Genomic DNA, 18765 nt, shown 5'->3' with positions numbered 1-18765 from the left:
ATGGGCCGCCGAGCCGCCGGGCGAGGGGCTCACCGCCGTCCGGCAGGGTGCGGGCTGGGTGGTGAGCGGAGTGAAGCGGTACTGCTCGGGTGCGCACAGCTGCACCCACGTCCTGGTCACCGCCAGGGCGGGGGAGTCGCGGCGGCTCTTCGCCGTGGAGGTGGGGGCGGAGGGGTGCCGGCCGGTCGAGGGGACCTGGAGCGGCGGAACTGAGCCCCCGCGCCCGTCCCGGCGCTCCCTCGCGGCGGCGGACGCGGGGTGGCCGCGACGGACGCGGATGTCCGGCCGGGAGCGTCCGCACGGGCTTCGGCGAATCTCGCGACGCCGTCCGCTTCTACGGCCTGCGACCGGGGAAGGCCGCCCAGCCGCCCAGCCGCCCGGGGCGGCCACACTCCGGGCGAAGTCCGGGCCGCCCGGCCCGGGGGCCCGCACACGCCGGGCCGATGGGTGAGGACCCGGGCGCTCCCGCTCCGGCTGCCGCGCCGCGCCCGGAACGGCGGCTCAGGCCCCGTCGTGGCGGTCGAACCACGCGAGCCCTTCCCGCCACCGCCGTGCGCGGGCGGTCTGCTCCCACCACGGGTCCCCCCGCTCCCCGAGCGCGACCTTGGCCCGGCGCACCCGTTCACGGGCCCGTCGCAGCGCGGCCCCGTCCGCGGTGCGCTCGGCCTCCCGTACCGCCCTGCGCGCCGCCATCAGGTGCGAGCGCAGAGCGGCGGCCGCCTCCTCGGGGATGTCCGGGTCGGTCGCGCGCCAGCGGCGGCCGTGGACGATCACGTACCGCCCGTCGTCCGTCCGGTCCGGACCGCCGCGCTCCGATGGCATGCCCTCATGATGCGCCGCGCCGCCGTACCGGGCCCACCGCGGAAGTGCTTGTGGCGGATGCCGCGAGGCGGGCACGTGTGCTCCGTCCCTGACGGGGCAGCCGACGGGCATGGCTGTTCTCCGCAGGTTCGCCCGGCCTCTTCTGGCCTCGAAGTTCATCCGTGACGGGTACGCGGCGGTACGCAACCCGGTCGTCCCGGCCGCCCGGGGAGACGGCTCCGGCGCAGGCCCCGCCGGAGCCGTCTCCCGGCTGCCGCTGCCGCAGGACCCCGAGCAGTTCGTACGTCTCCAGGGTGCGGTGCAGCTCGGCGCCGGCCTCCTGCTCGCGCTGGGCCGGGCGCCGCGGTCGGCGTCCGCGGCGCTCGCGGTGACGCTGGTGGCGTCGGCCCTGACGCCGTACGCCTACCGGACGGACGGGGACGGGGACGGGGACGGGGACGCGGACCCGGAGACGAGCGCGGCCGAGCGGGCGGACCTGCTCGCGAACGTGTCCCTGCTCGGCGGCCTGCTCGTCGCCGCGGCCGACACGCACGGCAAGCCGTCGCTCGCCCACCGGACCCACCGCGCGGCGGGTCACGCCGCCGACGCGGTCACCCACCGCGTCGGCGCCGTCTCCGACCGGGTGGGCGACGTGGCGGACGCGGCCGTCACCAGCGTCTCCGGCTCGGTAGGGGCGGCCCGCAAGCGCCTTTCCTGACGCCGCGGCCCAGGCGAGGACCGGCAGGGCGACCGCGGTCGCCCTGCCGGTCCTCGCCTGGGCCGGCGGGGCGACCGGCGGACGGCCTGTTCGGAGCACCCGCTCGGCGGCAGTCCGGCGGGGCGCCCGAGGGGGAGCCCGGCGGCGGGGGAGGGGGAACGCGTGCACGCCCCGGAGGGGGCCGCGCCGTACCCGAGTCGGCGGGCCGGCCCATGGCCGACCGGCCCGGGACCCCCGGCCTCCACAGCGGAACGTTTTTCCCCTATCGGCGTCAGTCGAGGAACGGTTCTCCGCGGTGGGAAGGGGCCGCACTCCTCCGGGCGCCTGGACGTTCGCCCGGAGACGTGCCCGGGGAGGTCCAGATGGCTGCCAGTCCGAGCGGGCGGTAACCGTCCTCCTGGGTCCAGGCCGACGGGCCGGAGCGGTCCTGCACAGGGGGGTGCGACAGGGGGGCCGGTTTGCGTTCGATGCCGCCCAGGCGCCGCTCGAAGTCGGCCTGCAGCCGGTTCAAGGTGTCGAGGAAGTCCTCGAGCGGAATGCTTCCTTCGTGCATCTGCTCCTCGTTTCCTGCGTTGTTCCCATCACCCTGTACCGGAGTCGGAACGCACGGATGTTCACCGAAGCGCGTCGGCTGTGGCCCACGCCGCGTCGGAAGTCGTCAAGATTTGAAACGAAACATGTTTTCTACTACCGCACCCCGCACAACGATCCCTTTCGCCGGAAGAAGTGCGGCATTCGGGTGACCCGGCAGGAACGTGCCGTGTTCGCCCCGGAGTGTCCGGTAAACGGATCGGCGCCCGGGCCGGAGCCTCCGGGGCCCTCCCGTACGGGCGTACGGGCCGCCGCTCAGTGCTCGCGCCACCACGGTTCCCGTACATACAGGCTCTCCTCGGCCGTGCAGCCCGTCCCGTTGGAGATCTCCTCCGTGTCCAGGTTCCAGCCCACGACACCGCTGCCCTTGCGGCCCAGCTCGATCAGGCGGTCGCTCGTGGTCCGGACGCCCTCGGTGACCTCGCAACGGACGATCGAGGTCCATGCCTTTCCGTCCAGCGCGGCGAGGAAGGCCAGCGCCGGGAGGACGAGGACCGTCAGGACCAGGGCCGCCCACTGCTCCAGGGCAGCCGCCCGGCGCAGCCCCCGGGAGGGGCGGTAGCCCCCCTCGCGGGAGGGTCCGTCCGCCGTCCTCGGGCCGCCCCGGTGTCCGTGCGGGCGCCGTCTGCCGGTGCGGTACTCCACCACGACGCCCTTGCGCAGCGCGTACGCCGCGAGCCCTGTGCCCAGGCCCCACCAGGGCCCGAAGAAGCAGGTGACCAGCACCCCCATCGCGACCGGGTTGACGACGGTCAGCGCCACCCGCTGGAGCGCGCGGGCGACGCCTCCGCCCACCGGGACCGCCCCGCGCGCCGCGAACAGGGCGAAGACGACGCGGGAGACGACCACGGCCAGGACGGAGGCGAGGAGAGGGTCGGTGAGCACCATGCCGATCAGGACGTCGGGCCAGTTCGCCGGCTCCATCCCGACGAACACGTCCCGGGCCGCCGCGCCGCCCCCGACCGTGTACGCCACCTTGGTCACCGGCACCGCGAAGGCCACCGCCACCAGCACCGTGTGGCCGGGACCGCCCTTGCTGTCCGCCGAGCGGGCCGCCGCCTCCTCGTTCGGGTGGGTCATGAGCGTTCCCCCCTCCCGGACGACCGGCAGCTGACGGCGGCGGCGCGGAATCGCCGTGCCTGCTCGGCAGCCTGCACCCGGCGCCCCGACCGGACCACCGGCGTTACGCCGACCGGGGCGGCGCGTGCGCGGGCCGCCCGCAGGGGCCGAGGGGGCGTGCCCCGGCCGGGCGCGGCCGACGGGAGGCGCACCGCCGCCCCGAACCACTCGATTGCTTCGTATCGATGTCAGTCCATCCGCAAAAGTGGTGATGTAGCCGGGACGAGCCCGTTCAAGACATGAGGTGGCGAAATGGTTCAGGGCTTCTCCAAGGAACCGGGCACCCACGGGCCGCTCACCGAGGTTCCGCCGGAGGGACAGCGGAAGATCACCCGCTGGGCGGCCGCGATCGCTCTGGGCGGCTTCCTGTTCGGTTTCGACACGGGGGTCGTCTCCGGGGCCCTGCTGTACATCAAGCAGGACTTCGACCTGAACTCCTTCGAGCAGGGCAGCGTGGTCAGCGTGCTGCTCATCGGCGCCGTGGTCGGCGCCACCTCGGCGGGGTGGCTCTCCGACGGGCTCGGCCGGCGGAAAGCGCTCGGCGTGATCGGCGTGGTGTTCATCATCGGTACGGCGATCGCGAGCCTGGCGAACGGGTACCCCGTGCTCATGGTGGGGCGCATCATCCTCGGCCTCGCGGTCGGCGCGGCGTCGGCGACGGTGCCGGTCTACCTCTCCGAGATCTCCCCGGCGCAGATCCGGGGCCGGCTGCTCACCATGAACCAGCTGATGATCACCCTCGGCATCCTGATCGCCTACCTGGTCAACCTCGCCTTCGCGAGCAGCGAGATGTGGCGGGCCATGTTCGCCGTCGGGGCGGTCCCGGCCGCCCTCATGGTGGCGGCGGCCCTGTGGTTCCTGCCCGAGTCGCCGCAGTGGCTCATCGCCCACGGCCGGGCGGATCAGGCGCGCAAGGGGATCGCCTCGGTCGCCGACGAGGCCACGGCGGACGCGCTGATCGCCCGGGCCCAGCACCGGATCGCCGAGGAGCGTGAGAAGCAGAAGCAGAACGCCGGATCGTCCGGCCAGGGAGCCAGGAGGCTGCTCGCCCCCGACCTGCGGCCGGCCCTCGTCGTCGGGCTCGCCCTCGCCGCAGTCCAGCAGTTCGGCGGGATCAACACGATCATCTACTACGCGCCCACCATCATTCAGCAGACCGGTCTGAACGCGTCGAACTCCATCTTCTACTCCGTGTTCATCGGCCTGATCAACCTGGTCATGACGCTCGTCGCGATCCGTCTGGTCGACCGGGCCGGCCGCCGCGTCATGGTGCTGGTCTCGCTCGCCCTCATGGCGGTCTCGATCTTCATGCTGGGGCTGGCGTTCGTGGTCGGCATGAACTCGGTGCTGACGCTGCTGTTCATGGTCATCTACATCGCCGCCTACGCGGGCGGCCTCGGTCCGGTCTTCTGGACGCTGCTGGGCGAGATCTTCCCGCCGTCCGTCCGGGCGGAGGGGTCGAGTGTGGCCACGGCGGTCAACTGGATCTCCAACTTCCTCGTCAGCCTCGCCTTCCTGCCCGTCGCCTCCGCCCTCGGCCAGGGCGAGACCTTCTGGATCTTCGCCGCGATCTGCGTGCTCGCCTTCTTCTTCGTCGGCCGCTACCTGCCCGAGACCAAGGGCCGCGACCCCGAGCAGATCGAAGCGGCGCTCAACGCCCGCTTCGGGCGCGGCCAGGGCCCGGCGGACGACCCCTCGAAGACGGAAACGCCCCGGAAAGGACGGTCGTGATGACCGAAGACCTGCTCAGCCCACCCGAGATGGAACGGTCCGACGTCCTGGTGCTCTTCGGCATCTCCGGCGACCTCGCCAAGAAGATGCTGCTGCCCGCGCTGTACCGGCTCACCGAATCCGGCAAGCTCACCGTGCCCGTCATCGGGGTGGCGGCCACCGACTGGGACGACGACGCCCTGCGCCGGCACGCCCGCGAGGCGGTCGCCGCCGAGGGCACGGAGATCGACGAGGAGGTCTTCGCCCGGTTCGCGGCCCAACTGTCCATCGTCACCGGGGACTTCGCGGACGCTGCCACCTTCACCCGGCTGCGCGAGGCCGTGGCCGGACGCGGCTTCGTGACGCACTACCTCGCCATCCCTCCGTCGCTGTTCACCCGGGTGGCCGCCTCACTGGCCGCCGAGGGCCTCAACCGCGACGCCCGGCTGGTGGTGGAGAAGCCGTTCGGCCACGACCTCGCCTCCGCGCGGAAGCTCCAGGACGAACTCTCCGCCCACTTCGACAACGCCCACCTGCTGCGCGTCGACCACTTCCTCGGCAACCGCGCGGTCGAGAGTCTGATGGTCTCCCGGTTCGCCAACACGCTCCTCGCCCCGATCTGGCACCGCTCCTACGTGGACAACGTGCAGATCACGCTCGCCGAGGACTTCGACGTCGCCGACCGGGGCTCCTTCTACGACGCGGTGGGCTGCCTGCGCGACGTGGTCCAGAACCACATGCTCCAGGTCCTCGCCCTCCTGGTGATGGAACCGCCGAGCGCCACCAACGCCCAGGCGCAGGGGCTGGAGAAGTGGCGGGCGCTGCACGCGACCCGCACCATGGACCCCGCCGACACCGTGCGCGGCCAGTACGACGGCTACCGGGACGTCGAGGGCGTCGAGCCGGACTCCGTCACGGAGACGTACTTCGCGACCCGGATGTTCGTCGACAACTGGCGCTGGGCGGACGTCCCCTTCTACCTCCGCAGCGGCAAGGCGCTGGCCGTCACCGCCACCGAGGTCGTGGTCGAACTGCGCAAGCCGCCGCTGGAACTCTTCGGCGGCGACGACGTCCGGACCCCGCCGAACACCATCCGCTTCCGCGTCGACGGCGACACCGGCATCAGGGCGGACCTGATGCTGAACAAGCCCGAGAGCACCGACGGACCGCTGACCGTGCCCATCGGCGTCGACTTCGCCCAGGTGCTGGGACGGCAGGAACTCCCGTACGAGAACATCCTGTACGGGGCCGTCATCGGCGACCCCGAGTGCTTCGCCTTCTTCCCCACCGTCCTGGAGTGCTGGCGCATCGTGGGCCCCGTCCTCGACCCGGCCGAGCCGCCGCTGCCGTACGCGCCGGGAAGCTGGGGCCCGGAGGCGGGGGACCGCCTCCCCGGGCTGCGGAAATGGCACGAGCCGGGCCCCCGCCTGTTCGGCGGCTCCCCGTCGGCCGGGCGCACGCCCGACGCTGAACCACACGGGTGAGGGGCCGCCGCGAACCGTCCGCACCAGGGGCGAGGAGGGAGGACGATGCACGGGGCGTGGCAGCGCGTCAGGGACAACATGTGGCCGGTGCTCCAGCAGTCGGTGGCGGCCGCGCTCTCCTGGTGGATCGCCGGGAACCTCTTCGACCACCACGTCCCGCTCTTCGCCCCGATCGCCACCCTCGTCGCCCTCAACACCCCGGTGGGCGGGCGCGGCACCAACGCGGTACGGGTCATGTCCGGGGTCATCGCGGGTGTGATCGTCGGGCAGTTGGCCTTCCGCTTCCTCGGCCACGGTGACACGGCGGTCGGTTCCGCCGTGCTGTGCGCGCTCCTCGTCGCGCTCCTCCTCGACGGCGAGCGCATCACGATGGCGCAGGCGGCCGTGGGCGCGGTGATCTCCGTCGCGGTCGGACAGCAGGCCGGCATCGACCGCGTACAGGACGCCCTGCTCGGGGCGGGCGTCGCGCTCGTCTTCAGCCAAGTCCTCTTCCCGCCGCACCCGTTCAGCCTGCTGAGACGGGCCGAGGCCGCCACGTTGAAGGGGTTGGGCCGTGCACTGGAGCTGACGGCCCGCACCCTGGACGCTTCGGCGGACGAGCGGGAGGACCAGCCGTGGAAGGAACTGCGCCCGGTCTACACCCTGTTGAACGACCTCGGCCGCACCCGGGACGACGCCGTCGCCGTCGCCCGCCGGACCCCCCGCTGGCGGGGCCGACGGGAGCCCATCCAGCAGGAGATCGCCGCCACGCGCTACCTGGACCTGCTCGGCAACAGCTGCCTCACCCTCATCCGCGGCGCCACGATCCTCACCCCGGCGCACAGGAAGGCGTTCGCCGCCCCGGTACGGGGGCTCTCCGGGGTCCTGGACGCGCTGGCGGCGGCACGGGGAAGCCATGCCGTGTTCCAGCACGCCGCCCGGCGCACCCTCGACATCGTCCGGGACGCCCCGGCCGGCGGCCAGGCGGTCCCGGTCGCGGTGGGGGAGAGCGTACGGCTGGTCGCCGCGGACATCCTGGTCTTCGCGGGGGCCGACGCGGACGAGGCCGAGCGGGCGGTGCGCGACGGATCCACCGACATCACCGTCGAACGCCGCGCGCGCCCGGGGAAGTAGACGGCCCGACGAGGGCGACGGTGACCGAGGTCCCTACCGGTCCCGTTCCGGCGCGGGCTCCCGAGGGGCGTCCGCGAGGTGTACGAGCAGCAGCTCCGCCACCTCGTGTGCGGCCTGTTCGGGGATCCAGTGGCCGATGCCGGTCAGGGTGTGGAGGGTGTACGGGCCGGTCACGAGCCCGCGTGTGTGCGCGGCGCCCGCCCGGCCCACGGCCGGGTCCCTGTCGCTGTTGACGAACAGGGTGGGGACGGCCACCTTCTTCAACTGGTCCGGTGTGCTGAACGGCATCGCCCGGTACCAGTTGAGCGCGGGGGTGAGCGCGCCCGACGTCACCAGGTGTTCCACGTCCCGGACGAGGCGCTCCGGCTCCTGCCCCGCCGCCAGACGCCCGGTGAGACGCGGGCTCGCGGCCGGGTCCACGCGGCGGATCAACAGCTCGGGGAGCCAGGGAACCTGGAAGGCGAACATGTACCAGGACTTCAGGAACTGGCGGCTGGTGAACAGGGCCCGCATGAAGGCGGCGGGGTGGGGGATCGAGAGCGCGGTCAGCGTGGCCACCACGTCCGGCCGGGCGGCGGCCAGCGTCCAGGCGACCGCCGCCCCCCAGTCGTGCCCGAGGACGTGGACCTTGCGGCCGCGGGGGACGGCCGTCCCGATGAGGGCGACGACGTCCTCGACCAGCTGGGACATGCGGTAGGCGAAACGGCCGCGCGGCCTGGCCCCCGGCGAGTACCCCCGCTGGTCGGGGGCGAGGGTGCGATAGCCCCGCGCGTGCAGCAGCGGTGCGAGCACCCCCCAGGAGACGGCCGTCTGCGGGAAGCCGTGCAGGAGCACCACGATCTCTCCGTCGAGCGGCCCCTGGTCCGCGACGTCGAAGACAAGACCGTCGCGGACGTACGAGGTGATCCGCCGCCCGTCCTCCGTGCCCGGCGGCGGGGTGCCCGCGTCCTCGGGGGGCCTGCCATCGCGGTGCGTATCCATGAACGCTCCTCTGCCGTAGGCGAGTTCGCGCGGGCGGGCGTTGATTACATGTGGCTGCCGGGCGCGTGTCAAGGGGGCCGTGGTCAGAGGCGTCCGCGCTCGCACGGCGCGACCGGCGCTCCCGTACGGGGCCGCCCCGGAGCGACGGCGTCCCACTCCGCGCCGCTGCACCCCCGGCCGGGGCGCGGCCGATAATGGGTCCATGATCGAAAAGCGTCTGCGTGTGGTGCTGGCCGAGGACTCCGTCGTTCTCCGTGACGGCATGGTCGAACTGCTCGGCGCCCGTGGGTGCGACGTGGTGGCCACCGCCGGAACGGCACCCGAACTGCTAGCCGGCGTGGCCGAGTTCCGGCCGGACGTGGCCGTCGTGGACGTGCGGATGCCGCCCACCCATACGGATGAGGGCGTGCGTGCCGCCGTCGAGATCCGGGCGACGACGCCCGAGGTCGGCATCCTGGTCTTCTCCCAGCACATCGAGGCCGCCTGGACCTCCCGGCTGCTCTCCGGCGGTGCGGCGGGCATCGGCTACCTGCTCAAGGAACGGGTCGCCCGGACCTCCGAGTTCGTCGACGCGCTGCGCCGGGTGGCCGAGGGGGGCGTCGCGCTGGACCCCGAAGCGGTCACCCTCATGATGCGCGGTCACCGGCGCACCCCGGTGGAGACTCTGACGCCACGGGAGCGCGAGGTGCTGGAGCTGATGGCCCAAGGCCATTCCAACCGCTCCATCGCCGCCCTGCTGGTGGTGTCGGAGCGTGCGGTGGAGAAGCATGTCGCCGCGGTCTTCGACAAGTTCGGTCTGCGGCCGACACCGTCCGACAACCGGCGGGTGAAAGCCGTTCTGACCTACCTCGCGGAGAGCGGGGGCGGAGGGTTCAGGCCAGGTGCGCCGGCAGTTCGGCGGTGACGGCGGTGGGGCCGCCACGGGGGCTGGACACGTGCAGGGTCCCGTCCACCGCGGCGAGCCGCTCGGCCAGACCGGTCAGTCCGGTTCCGGGGCCTGCGGACGCGCCACCCCGACCGTCGTCGCACACCGTCAGCCGGATGCGGCCGTCGGCTGCGGTCGCCGTGAGCCCGGCCGTACGGGCGCCGCTGTGCTTGGCGATGTTGGTGAGCAGCTCCGCCGCGCAGAAGTAGACGGCGCGCGCGACCGCCGGGTGCGGGCGCTCCCGCAGGTCCAGCCGTACGGTGACCGGCACCGGAGACGTGGCGGCGAGTCCCGGCAGTGCCTCGTCGAGGCCGTCGTCCAGCGCCACCGGGTGGATTCCGCGGGTGAGCCGGCGCAGTTCGGTGATGGTGTCGTCGGTCCGGGCGCGGGCGCGGACCAGCAGGGTGCGCAGCCGTGCGAGGTCGGGGGCGGCGGGGGAGAGTGCGTCGTCGGCCAGCGAGAGGGTGATGGCGAGGGCGACGAGATGGGCCTGGGTGCCGTCGTGCAGGTCACGCTCCAGGCGGCGGAACCGGTCCGTACTGTCCGCGAGCAGGGTGGCACGGGCCGCCTCCAGCTCCCGAACGCGCCCCTGGGAGCGGGCCGGGCCGAGCAGCAGGCGGGCCAGCCGTCGGTTCACCCCGCTCAGCACCCGGACCGCACGGGGCACGGCGAGCAGCAGAAGCAGCCCGAGCACCACGGATGCGGCGACCAGCAGGCCGGGCGGCCGAGCGCCGGGCTGCACCAGGCGGACCCAGAACGGAAAGCCGACCAGCCAGCCGCAGCCGAGGGGAAGGATTACGGCGGCGACGAATCCGAGGACGCCGAGCGGCAGGCGCAGCACCAGGTAGAGCAGGGTTCGCCACGCGACCGGGTCGGTCAGCACGCTCCGGCCTTTGCCGACGACGCCGGGCGGGCGGGGGAGCGGGGCCGGCGCTTCGACCTGCGTGCCGAGCAACCGTCCGACCAGACGCCGGTGCAGTGAGCCCAGGGCGCGCGCCCCCAGCAGCGCCACGACCACGAAGGGCAGGCCGAGCAGGGTGAGCGAGAGCAGGGCACCCGCGTACAGGACGGCGAGCGCATAGCCGCCGGCCAGCAGGGCGAGGGGGAGCCCGATGACGGCGAAGACCCACTCGCCGCCCCGGACGGACGGACCGTGCGGCCGTACCTCGGCCATCCGCCGCGCTGCTCCGCGCGGCCGGCGGGCGGCCGGTACGGCCCCCGGGCCGGCAGGCGATCCCTCCCCGCGCTCAGCCACGGCCTCCCCCCACCTCCTCGACCGCCGGTCCCCGGAGCGCACGCAGGCCCGTGGCCAGGACGGCCGGCATGGTCAGCAGCGCCGCGCCCCCGACGATGGACCAGCAGGCGGACACCGGGAGCGACGGCACCACCGGCGAACCGGTCACCGCCGTGCTGAACGCGGCCGACGCGGCCCCGGCGACCGCGCCGCCGAGCGCCACGCCCACCGCCGTGGTCAGTACCGCCTCCACGGCCAGCATCCGCATCACCTGCGGTCGGCCGGCGCCGATCAGCCGCAACAGCGCGAACTCACGCCGTCGTTCGGAGACCACGGCGATCAGGGTGTTGAGGGTGGAGACGGCGGCGAAGCAGGCCAGCATCCCCAACTCGGCCTGGCGCAGCCAGACGTCCGTGGCGGAGGCGACGCTGCCCGTATCCTGGCGCGTGGCGTGTTCGGCGGTGCTGGTCATGATCAGCATGGTGCCCGACAGCCCCACGAGGAGAGCCACCGGTACCACGGCGGAGGACAACCGCTTCGCGTATCCGCACAGGTTGGCGTGGGCGAGCCACCCCGCGCCCGGTGCCACCGCCCGGACGGGCGCACCCAGGGCGGCTGCGAGGAGGCGCGCGGCGGTGGGCGCGGCCAGGGCGACGGCGATCAGCAGGACCAGCGAACCGAGCAACGCCGCCTGTCCCGCCTTGTCCAACTCGTCCGGTGGCCGCGTCGCCGCCAGCCGCAGCAGCACGACGCCGCCGGCCAGCACACCGGCTGCGGCGAGGAGACGCAGGGCGCCCGTCCGCCCGTGCTCGGTCGAACTCGCGGTCAGGGCCGCCGCGGGCGTGGGGCGGGTGAACCTCCGGGCGGTGACGGCCGAGGCCGCCAGCGCCACGGCGAGCGTGGCGGCCAGGGCGACGGCCATCGGGATCAGCATCGGGGCCGGGTCCACCGGCAACCGCAGTTCCGGCGCGGCCAGCCCCAGGCGTTGCGCGGCGGAGAGGAAGCCCCGCGCCACAGCCGTTCCGACCGCCCAGCCGGGCACGGCCACCAGTAGCGCGGCGGTGCACACCTGGAAGCGGATGAGCCGCCGCGCCTGGCGGGGAGTCGCGGCGATCGTACGGAGCAGGGCCAGGTCCCGCTGCTGCTGACGGAGGGCGAATCCCAACGCGTTGACCACGACGAAGAACGCCACCAGGACGGCGATCTCACCGAAGGCGCCCGCGATCACCATGAGCCCGGGGCCTTCGGTCTTCCCGCGTACCGGGGTGGGGGCGGTGACGTCCACGGCGAACAGGAGGCCGAACAAGGTCGAGGTCGCGAGGGAGAGGAAGAGCGCGACCGCCAGTCCGGCGAAGGCGGCCGGCCGACGGTGCAGCTGGCCGAGAGCGAGTGCGAACGAGGCCATCACGCTCACCCGCCCAGCCGGCTCAGACGTTCGCCCACCCGGGCGGCGGTGGGCCGGTCGAGCTCGTCCACCACCAGGCCGTCGGCGAGCAGCAGAACCCGGTCCGCGTACCCGGCGGCCACCGGATCGTGGGTCACCATCACACAGGTCTGCCCCTCGCGGTCCACGCCCGCGCGCAGCAGCGCGAGAATCTCGTGGCCGGTGGCCCGGTCGAGCGCGCCGGTCGGCTCGTCGGCGAACAGCACCCCGGGGCGGGAGACCAACGCCCGTGCGATGGCCACCCGTTGCTGCTGCCCGCCGGAGAGCTGTCCGGGCCGGTGCCGCTCGCGCCCGGCCAGCCCGACTTGGTCCAGCGCGCCCCTCACCCGGCTGGGGTCGGGGCGTCTGCCGGCCAGCCGGCCCGGCAGTTCGACGTTCTGCGCCACCGTCATCGCCGGCATCAGGTTGAACGCCTGGAACACGAACCCGATCCGGCTGCGCCGCAGTTCCGCCAACCGCCGTTCGGGCAACCGGGACACCTCGGTCCCGCCCCACCACACGGAGCCGCGCGTCGGCCGGTCCATCCCGGCGAGGCAGTGCAGCAGCGTGGTCTTGCCGGAGCCCGAGGGCCCCATCACCGCCGTGAAGGTTCCGGGCGCCAGGTCCACCGAAACCCCGCGCAACGCGTGCACGGCGGCATCGCCCCGCCCGTACCGGCGGTGCAGGTCCTCCGCACGGGCGGCGGTTCTCGTTCCGGTGTACGTCGTCGTATCGGCCATGCCCCCACTCTCGGCGGACACGGCGCGGCACACCATGGTGGCGCCCCCCGGTCCAGGGGTGAGGGAAACCGAACCCTGCCCTGCGATTCCCCGCCGGCTCCGCGACGGCGGGGCCGGCCTGACCGGGTTCAGGTTTCCGGCGTGAACCCCGGCCCGGTCAGGCGGGGCGTCCGGAACGGGTCGTCGGCGCGGAGTTCGGGGGGCAGGAGGGCGTCGGGGAAGGATTGGTAGCAGACCGGGCGCAGCCAGCGCTCGATCGCGAGTGCGCCGACGCTCGTGGTGCCGGGGGAGTTCGTCGCGGGCCACGGGCCTCCGTGCACCGTCGCGTGGCAGACCTCCACGCCGGTGGGCCAGCCGCCCCACAGGACGCGGCCCGCCCGCTCCTCCAGGACCGGCAGCAGTTCCAGCGCCGTCGACCGGTCGGCCTCCGTCGCGTGCAGGGTGGCCGTGAGCTGTCCCTCCAACCCCTCCAGGAGCGCGGTGAGTTCCGGCGTACCGGACCAGCGCACGACGAGTCCCGCCGGGCCGAAGACCTCGCCGGTGAGCGCCTCGTGCGCGGTGTACGTCTCCGCGTCGCATTCCATGAGCACGGGGGCCGGTGCGTGGGGCCCGGGGCCCGCCGTGCCCCGGGCCGCCTCGCGTACGCCGGGCACGGCCCCCCAGCGGCGTACCCCCTCCGTGTACGCCCGGGCGACCGCCGGAGCGAGCATGACCTGGCCCTGCGCGGTGCTGAGCGTTTGGGCCGCCTGCGCGAGGAAGCCGTCGCCCGCTTTTCCTGCCGGCAGCAGCAGGAGGCCGGGGTTGGTGCAGAACTGGCCCGCGCCGCCGGTCAGCGACGCCACGTACGCCGCGGCCGTCTCCTCCGGCGCGGCGAGGGCCCCGTCGAGCATGATCACCGGGTTGACCGCGGACATCTCCGCGTGGACCGGGACGGGTACGGGCCGGGCCTGCGCGGCGGCGACCAGGGCCAGCCCGCCCGCCCGGGAGCCGGTGAAGCCCACCGCCGCGATCCGCGGGTCGCGGACCAGGGCGAGTCCGACGTCGTGGCCCCGGCCCACCAGCAGGGAGAACACGCCGGAAGGCATCCCGGTGCGCGCGGCGGCCGCCGTGACCGCGCGGGCCACCGCCTCGCAGGTGCCCGGGTGCGCGGGGTGCGCCTTGACCACCACGGGGCAGCCGGCGGCCAGGGCGGACGCGGTGTCGCCGCCCGCGACCGAGAACGCCAGCGGGAAGTTGGACGCGCCGAAGACGGCCACCGGGCCGAGAGCGATGCGCCGGAGCCGTACGTCCGTGCCCGAGGGCCCGGTCGCGATGCGGGCGCCGAGCGCCGAACCGCTCCTGACGAGGTCGGCGAAGAGCCGCAACTGCCCACAGGTGCGCGCTCGTTCGCCGGTCAGCCGGGCGGGGGGCAGTCCGGTCTCCCGGGCGGCCAGCTCCACCAGGGTGTCGCCCAGCGCCTCGATCTCCTCCGCGCAGGCGTCGAGGAAGGCCGCCCGGCGCGCCGGCGGCAGGGCGCGGTAGGCGCGGGCGTCCGCCGCGGCCAGCCGGGCCGCCTCGGCCACCTGGGCCGCCGAGGCGTCGCGGTGGGGAGGGCCGAAGGGTTCGCCGGAGGCGGCGGCGACCGCGTGCCAGGCGTCCCCGGCGCCGGGGGCCTCGCGTCCGGCCAGGAGTGAATGCCCGCTGAGGGGCGCGGGGGCGAGCCGGGGGCTGCCTGCCGGCGCCGGACCGGGGCGCGGTCCGGCGGCGGGTGAAGTGGGCCCGGTCGACGGGGAGTCGCCGGTCGGGGGCCGGTCGTCGGACCGGGGCGGTTCTTGGGTCGGGTGCACGGTTCTGCGTCTCCCTGGGCCCGCCGGTGGGCGGCGCGCGGTCGTCGGGTGCCCGGTGGAAGTCGTCCGGGCGGCGGCGTTGTCCTCGGGTCGTCCGGATGTATAGCCTAAGCAATGGCATGTGACATTGCACTAGGGGGCGGGCGTGAAAGTCATCGTCGTCGGCGCGGGCATCGTGGGCGCCGCCTGCGCGTTCCACGCCGCTTCCGCGGGTCTCGACGTCACGGTCCTCGACCGGGGGCCCGTCGGGGCGGGGACGACGAGCCGGGGGGAGGGCAACATCCTCCTCTCCGACAAGGAGCCCGGACCGGAGCTGGAGCTGGCCCGGCTCAGCCGCAGGCTGTGGGACGAGGCGGGCGAAGAAGTCGGCGCGTCCGCGATCGAGTGGGAGGCGAAGGGCGGGCTGGTCGTCGCCACTGCGCCCGCATCCCTCGCGGCCCTGCACGCGTTCGCGGAGCGCCAGGCGGCGGCCGGTGTCCGTACCGTACGCGTCGACCGCCCCGCCGACCTCGAACCGCACAGCGCGCCCGGCCTCCCCGGCGGCGTCCACTACCCGCAGGACGCCCAGGTCCAGCCCGTCCTCGCGGCGGCCGCCCTGCTGCGGACCGCCGTCCGGCGGGGCGCCCGGTCCCACACCGGAGAGGCCGTCGCCGCCGTCACCGGAGCCGGGGGCCGGATCACCGGAGTACGCCTCGCGGACGGCGCCGTGCTGGCCGCCGACGCGGTGGTCAACGCCGCGGGGGTCTGGGGCGGCGAGGTCGGCCGCCGGCTCGGCGCCCCCGTCGAGATCCTCCCGCGCCGGGGCTTCGTCCTCGTCACCGAGCCCCTGCCGCCGATGATCCGGCACAAGGTCTACTCCGCCGACTACGTCGCCAACGTCGCCTCCGGCGAGGCGGGGCTGGAGACCTCCTGCGTCGTCGAGGGAACCCGCGCGGGCACCGTCCTGATCGGCGCCAGCCGCGAACGCGTCGGCTTCGACACCACCATGAACCCGGCCGTGGTGGCCGTGCTCGCCGCCCAGGCGTGCCGCCTCTTCCCGTTCCTGCGCGGTGTCCACCTCATCCGCGCCTACCGGGGCTTCCGGCCGTACTGCCCGGACCATCTGCCGGTCGTCGGCCCCGACCCCCGCGTCCCGGGCGTCCTCCACGCGTGCGGCCACGAGGGCGCCGGCCTCGGCCTCGCCCCCGGGACCGGCGCCCTCGTCACCGCCCATCTGCTCGGCCGCCCGTGGCGCGGCGCCGATCCGGCCGCCCACCCCGGGCTGCTGCCCGACCGATTCCTCACCACCGGAGGTGTGCCGACGTGACCGCAGTGACCGCGTTCACCGTGGACGGCGAGCCGTTGCCGTTCGTCCCGGGACAGACCCTGGCCGCCGCGCTCGTCGCCTCGGGCCGGATCGCCTGGCGGACCACCCGGGGCGGGCGGCCCCGCGGGGTCTTCTGCGGCATCGGCGTCTGTTACGACTGCCTCGTGACCGTCGACGGCACGGGAGGACAGCGCGCCTGCCTGGTGCAGGCCCGCGTGGGGATGGCCGTCACGACGGGGGAGGGCGATGATGCGTGAGCCCTGGAAACGCGCGGTGGACGGGGTGCCGGAGCCGTCCGGACCGCCCGGGTCGTCCGGGCCCTCCGGGTCTCGCGCACCCGAAGGGCCGCCCGGGCATCGCGAACCCACTGCGACGCAGGGGCCTGGTGGTCCCGCGGCGCCCGCCGAACCCCTGGACCTCGTGGTCGTCGGCGCCGGCCCCGCGGGGATGGCCGCTGCCGCCACCGCCCTGGACGGCGGGCTGAGGGTCGCCCTCCTCGACTCCGGCGCCGCCCCCGGCGGCCAGTTCTGGCGCCACCCCCCGGAGCGCGCCCGCGGCGCCATCCCCACCGCCGACCTGCACCACGGGTTGACGGCCTACCGCACCCTCCGAGCGACCCTCTCCACCCATCAACTCGCCGGGTCGCTCAGCCAGTTGATGAACCATCATGTATGGACCGCCGTCCGCGAGGAACACGGCTTCGCCGTCCACGGCGTGGACCGCTCCTGCCCGCCCGAGGAGCGGGCCGTCGTCCTGCGCGCCCCGGCCCTGCTGGTCGCGACCGGCGCCTACGACCGCCAACTCCCTTTCCCCGGCTGGGACCTGCCGGGCGTGCTGACCGTCGGGGGGCTCCAGGCGCTGCTCAAGGGCGGGGGAGTCCTCGCCGGCCGCCGGGTGGTCCTCGGCGGCACCGGGCCCTTCCTGCTCCCGGTCGCCGCCGCCCTCGCCGCCCGCGGGGCCGAGGTCGCCGCCGTGTGCGAGGCGGCCGCGCCCTCGGCCTGGCTGCGCCGGCCCGTACCGCTGCTGCGCCACCCCGCCAAGTGGGCCGAGGCCGCAGGGTACGCGGCCGTACTCGCCCGCCACCGGGTTCCGGTCCGCACCCGCACCGCCGTCGTCGCCGCCGAGGGGGAGGGCCGGGTCGCCGTCGTGCGGACCGCGGCCCTGGATGGCCGGGGCCGTCCGCTCCCGGGCTCGGAGCGCCGGATCGAGGCCGACACCGTGGGCGTCGGCTGGGGCTTCGTCCCCCAGCTCGACCTGCTGCTCCCGCTCGGCTGCGACCTCGTCGACGCGGGCGACGGCACCACGGCCGCCACCGTCGACGACGGGCAGCGCACCACGGTGCCCGGGGTGTACACGGCGGGCGAGACCTGCGGAGTGGGCGGCGCCGCCCTCGCCGTGGCCGAGGGCCGCCTGGCCGCCGTTTCGGTCCTTGCCGACCTCGCCGCCCCGGGGCGGCCGGACCACCGGCGCCCGGCCGCCGCGCGCCGGAGGGTGGCCCGGCACCGCGCCTTCGCCCGGGCCATGGCGCAGGCCCACCCCCTGCCCCCGGCCTGGCCCGCCTGGCTGACCGACGACACCACGGTCTGCCGGTGCGAGGAGGTCACCGCCGGAGCCGTCCGCACCGCCCGCGCCGAGGGCCCCGCATCCGACCACCGACAGGTCAAACAGCTCACCCGGGCCGGCATGGGCTGGTGCCAGGGCCGGATGTGCGGACCCGCCGTGCACGGCCTCGTCGCCGCCCGCGACCAGCCGTACGTCCCCGCGGAACGGCTGATCGCCACCCCCCTCACCCTCGGCGCGCTCGCCGATGCCGCCGAGCCTCCTTCCGACCGCACCCGTCCGATCACATCCGACTGAGGAGACCGATCCCATGGAAAGCACGAACCGCACGGACGCCACCGGCCGCACCCGCCTGCCCTGGCACGGCGTCATCGTTGCGACCGGCCTTCCGTTCGACCGGAACCTCGCCGTCGATTACGGGGCCTACGGGGACAACGTCGCCTGGCTGGCCGACCAAGGGCTGCACGGCGTCGCCCCGAACGGCTCGCTGGGCGAGTACCAGACCCTGGCGTACGAGGAGCGCGACCGCGTCGTGGAGACCGCCGTCGCGCACGCGCCCGAGGGCTTCACCGTCATGCCGGGTGTCGGGGCGTACGGCGCGATCGAGGCGAAAAGACACGCGCAGTTCGCCAAGGACGCCGGCTGCCAGGCCGTCATGTGCCTGCCGCCCAACGCCTACCGGGCCGACGACCGCGCCGTGCTGGAGCACTTCGCGGCGGTGGCCTCCGCCGGGCTCCCCGTCACCGCCTACAACAACCCCGTCGACACCAAGGTCGACCTGCGCCCGGAGCTGCTGGCCAAGCTGCACGCCGAAGGGTTCATCGTGGGCGTGAAGGAGTTCTCCGGCGACGTACGCCGCTGCTACGCCATCAACGAGCTCGCCCCCGGCCTCGACCTCATCGTCGGCACCGACGACACTCTCCTGGAGGTCGCCGTCGCCGGCGCCAAGGGCTGGGTCGCCGGCTACCCCCAGGTCTTCCCGCGCGCCTGCCTCGACCTCTACCACGCCTCGCTGGCCGGCGATCTCGACACGGCGCTGCCGCTCTACCGCAAGCTCCACCCCGTGCTGCGCTGGGACAGCAGGACCGAGTTCATCCAGGCGATCAAGCTCGGCCAGGACATGATCGGCAGGACCGGCGGCGTCTGCCGCCCGCCCCGGCGGCCCCTGAGCCCGGAGAACGAGGCCGTCGTACGGTCCGCCACCCGGTCCCTCATCGACGCGGGGGTCAACTGA

At 74.6% G+C, this 18765-nt stretch carries 17 protein-coding genes; 9 read left to right on the top strand and 8 right to left on the bottom strand.

What is annotated here, in order from left to right; all coding sequences use genetic code 11:
* Positions 1-501: 501 nt before the first annotated feature.
* Complete coding sequence (locus tag ACH4K1_RS06760) at positions 502-822, bottom strand: hypothetical protein (protein WP_398087274.1); 321 nt, start codon at positions 820-822, stop codon at positions 502-504.
* 109 nt (positions 823-931) lie between these two features.
* Between ACH4K1_RS06760 and ACH4K1_RS06755 the strand changes: the two genes are divergently transcribed.
* Complete coding sequence (locus tag ACH4K1_RS06755; RefSeq protein WP_398087273.1) at positions 932-1519, top strand: DoxX family membrane protein; 588 nt, start codon at positions 932-934, stop codon at positions 1517-1519.
* Between the two features lie 271 nt (positions 1520-1790).
* Here ACH4K1_RS06755 and ACH4K1_RS06750 read toward each other — a convergent pair whose 3' ends face one another.
* Both ACH4K1_RS06750 and ACH4K1_RS06745 read right to left on the bottom strand, forming a co-directional pair.
* On the bottom strand, positions 1791-2072 hold the full coding sequence (locus tag ACH4K1_RS06750) for a hypothetical protein (RefSeq protein ID WP_398087272.1): 282 nt from the start codon (positions 2070-2072) through the stop codon (positions 1791-1793).
* Positions 2073-2365: 293 nt separating this feature from the next.
* Positions 2366-3190, bottom strand: coding sequence for a hypothetical protein (locus ACH4K1_RS06745; protein ID WP_398087270.1), 825 nt, complete (start codon positions 3188-3190; stop codon positions 2366-2368).
* A gap of 291 nt (positions 3191-3481) precedes the next feature.
* Between ACH4K1_RS06745 and ACH4K1_RS06740 the strand changes: the two genes are divergently transcribed.
* From ACH4K1_RS06740 to ACH4K1_RS06730, 3 genes are read left to right on the top strand one after another with little or no spacing between them, the layout of a single operon-like run.
* Positions 3482-4960 (top strand): sugar porter family MFS transporter, encoded by a 1479-nt coding sequence (locus ACH4K1_RS06740; RefSeq protein ID WP_398087269.1) that lies wholly within the window; start codon positions 3482-3484, stop codon positions 4958-4960.
* A complete protein-coding gene (gene zwf / locus ACH4K1_RS06735; protein WP_398087267.1) occupies positions 4960-6423 on the top strand; it encodes a glucose-6-phosphate dehydrogenase in 1464 nt (487 codons plus the stop codon). The genes ACH4K1_RS06740 and zwf overlap by 1 nt, the downstream gene beginning before the upstream one ends.
* A gap of 45 nt (positions 6424-6468) precedes the next feature.
* Complete coding sequence (locus tag ACH4K1_RS06730) at positions 6469-7536, top strand: aromatic acid exporter family protein (RefSeq protein WP_398087265.1); 1068 nt, start codon at positions 6469-6471, stop codon at positions 7534-7536.
* Positions 7537-7569: 33 nt separating this feature from the next.
* On the opposite strand, the gene ACH4K1_RS06725 is transcribed toward ACH4K1_RS06730, so the two are convergent.
* Positions 7570-8517, bottom strand: coding sequence for an alpha/beta fold hydrolase (locus tag ACH4K1_RS06725; RefSeq protein ID WP_398087263.1), 948 nt, complete (start codon positions 8515-8517; stop codon positions 7570-7572).
* Positions 8518-8719: 202 nt separating this feature from the next.
* Between ACH4K1_RS06725 and ACH4K1_RS06720 the strand changes: the two genes are divergently transcribed.
* Positions 8720-9421: a LuxR C-terminal-related transcriptional regulator gene (locus ACH4K1_RS06720; protein WP_398087261.1), complete on the top strand. Its 702-nt coding sequence runs from the start codon at positions 8720-8722 to the stop codon at positions 9419-9421.
* On the opposite strand, the gene ACH4K1_RS06715 is transcribed toward ACH4K1_RS06720, so the two are convergent.
* From ACH4K1_RS06715 to ACH4K1_RS06700, 4 genes are all read right to left on the bottom strand, one after another.
* Entirely contained in the window at positions 9390-10616 is a 1227-nt protein-coding gene (locus ACH4K1_RS06715) for a sensor histidine kinase (protein ID WP_398087260.1), read from the bottom strand. The genes ACH4K1_RS06720 and ACH4K1_RS06715 overlap by 32 nt on opposite strands.
* A gap of 73 nt (positions 10617-10689) precedes the next feature.
* Entirely contained in the window at positions 10690-12081 is a 1392-nt protein-coding gene (locus ACH4K1_RS06710) for an FtsX-like permease family protein (RefSeq protein WP_398087258.1), read from the bottom strand.
* A gap of 5 nt (positions 12082-12086) precedes the next feature.
* Positions 12087-12839 (bottom strand): ABC transporter ATP-binding protein, encoded by a 753-nt coding sequence (locus ACH4K1_RS06705; protein WP_398087257.1) that lies wholly within the window; start codon positions 12837-12839, stop codon positions 12087-12089.
* A gap of 128 nt (positions 12840-12967) precedes the next feature.
* On the bottom strand, positions 12968-14665 hold the full coding sequence (locus ACH4K1_RS06700) for an aldehyde dehydrogenase (NADP(+)) (protein WP_398087256.1): 1698 nt from the start codon (positions 14663-14665) through the stop codon (positions 12968-12970).
* A gap of 145 nt (positions 14666-14810) precedes the next feature.
* Here ACH4K1_RS06700 and ACH4K1_RS06695 point away from each other — a divergent pair, with 145 nt between their 5' ends.
* The 4 genes from ACH4K1_RS06695 to ACH4K1_RS06680 all read left to right on the top strand — a co-directional run bounded on the left by ACH4K1_RS06695 (position 14811) and on the right by ACH4K1_RS06680 (position 18765).
* On the top strand, positions 14811-15971 hold the full coding sequence (locus ACH4K1_RS06695) for an NAD(P)/FAD-dependent oxidoreductase (RefSeq protein WP_398087254.1): 1161 nt from the start codon (positions 14811-14813) through the stop codon (positions 15969-15971).
* On the top strand, positions 15968-16228 hold the full coding sequence (locus ACH4K1_RS06690; protein WP_398087252.1) for a (2Fe-2S)-binding protein: 261 nt from the start codon (positions 15968-15970) through the stop codon (positions 16226-16228). The genes ACH4K1_RS06695 and ACH4K1_RS06690 overlap by 4 nt, the downstream gene beginning before the upstream one ends.
* Before the next feature lie 163 nt (positions 16229-16391).
* Positions 16392-17828: an FAD-dependent oxidoreductase gene (locus ACH4K1_RS06685; protein ID WP_398087251.1), complete on the top strand. Its 1437-nt coding sequence runs from the start codon at positions 16392-16394 to the stop codon at positions 17826-17828.
* Positions 17829-17841: 13 nt separating this feature from the next.
* Positions 17842-18765, top strand: coding sequence for a dihydrodipicolinate synthase family protein (locus ACH4K1_RS06680; protein ID WP_398087249.1), 924 nt, complete (start codon positions 17842-17844; stop codon positions 18763-18765).

This window comes from Streptomyces sp. NPDC017448 (assembly GCF_044330565.1).
Lineage (GTDB): Bacteria > Actinomycetota > Actinomycetes > Streptomycetales > Streptomycetaceae > Streptomyces.
Note: the sequence above shows the minus strand (reverse complement) of the source record. Positions and strands in the feature narration are given on the sequence as shown.

Coding starts and splice junctions, on each gene's coding strand:
- ACH4K1_RS06680 (WP_398087249.1), top strand. CDS start 17,842: ATGGAAAGCACGAACCGCACGGACGCCACCGGCCGCACCCGCCTGCCC.
- ACH4K1_RS06710 (WP_398087258.1), bottom strand. CDS start 12,081: ATGGCCTCGTTCGCACTCGCTCTCGGCCAGCTGCACCGTCGGCCGGCC.
- ACH4K1_RS06740 (WP_398087269.1), top strand. CDS start 3,482: ATGGTTCAGGGCTTCTCCAAGGAACCGGGCACCCACGGGCCGCTCACC.
- ACH4K1_RS06725 (WP_398087263.1), bottom strand. CDS start 8,517: ATGGATACGCACCGCGATGGCAGGCCCCCCGAGGACGCGGGCACCCCG.
- ACH4K1_RS06720 (WP_398087261.1), top strand. CDS start 8,720: ATGATCGAAAAGCGTCTGCGTGTGGTGCTGGCCGAGGACTCCGTCGTT.
- ACH4K1_RS06745 (WP_398087270.1), bottom strand. CDS start 3,190: ATGACCCACCCGAACGAGGAGGCGGCGGCCCGCTCGGCGGACAGCAAG.
- ACH4K1_RS06755 (WP_398087273.1), top strand. CDS start 932: ATGGCTGTTCTCCGCAGGTTCGCCCGGCCTCTTCTGGCCTCGAAGTTC.
- ACH4K1_RS06715 (WP_398087260.1), bottom strand. CDS start 10,616: ATGGCCGAGGTACGGCCGCACGGTCCGTCCGTCCGGGGCGGCGAGTGG.
- ACH4K1_RS06760 (WP_398087274.1), bottom strand. CDS start 822: ATGCCATCGGAGCGCGGCGGTCCGGACCGGACGGACGACGGGCGGTAC.
- ACH4K1_RS06705 (WP_398087257.1), bottom strand. CDS start 12,839: ATGGCCGATACGACGACGTACACCGGAACGAGAACCGCCGCCCGTGCG.
- ACH4K1_RS06750 (WP_398087272.1), bottom strand. CDS start 2,072: ATGCACGAAGGAAGCATTCCGCTCGAGGACTTCCTCGACACCTTGAAC.
- ACH4K1_RS06730 (WP_398087265.1), top strand. CDS start 6,469: ATGCACGGGGCGTGGCAGCGCGTCAGGGACAACATGTGGCCGGTGCTC.
- zwf (WP_398087267.1), top strand. CDS start 4,960: ATGACCGAAGACCTGCTCAGCCCACCCGAGATGGAACGGTCCGACGTC.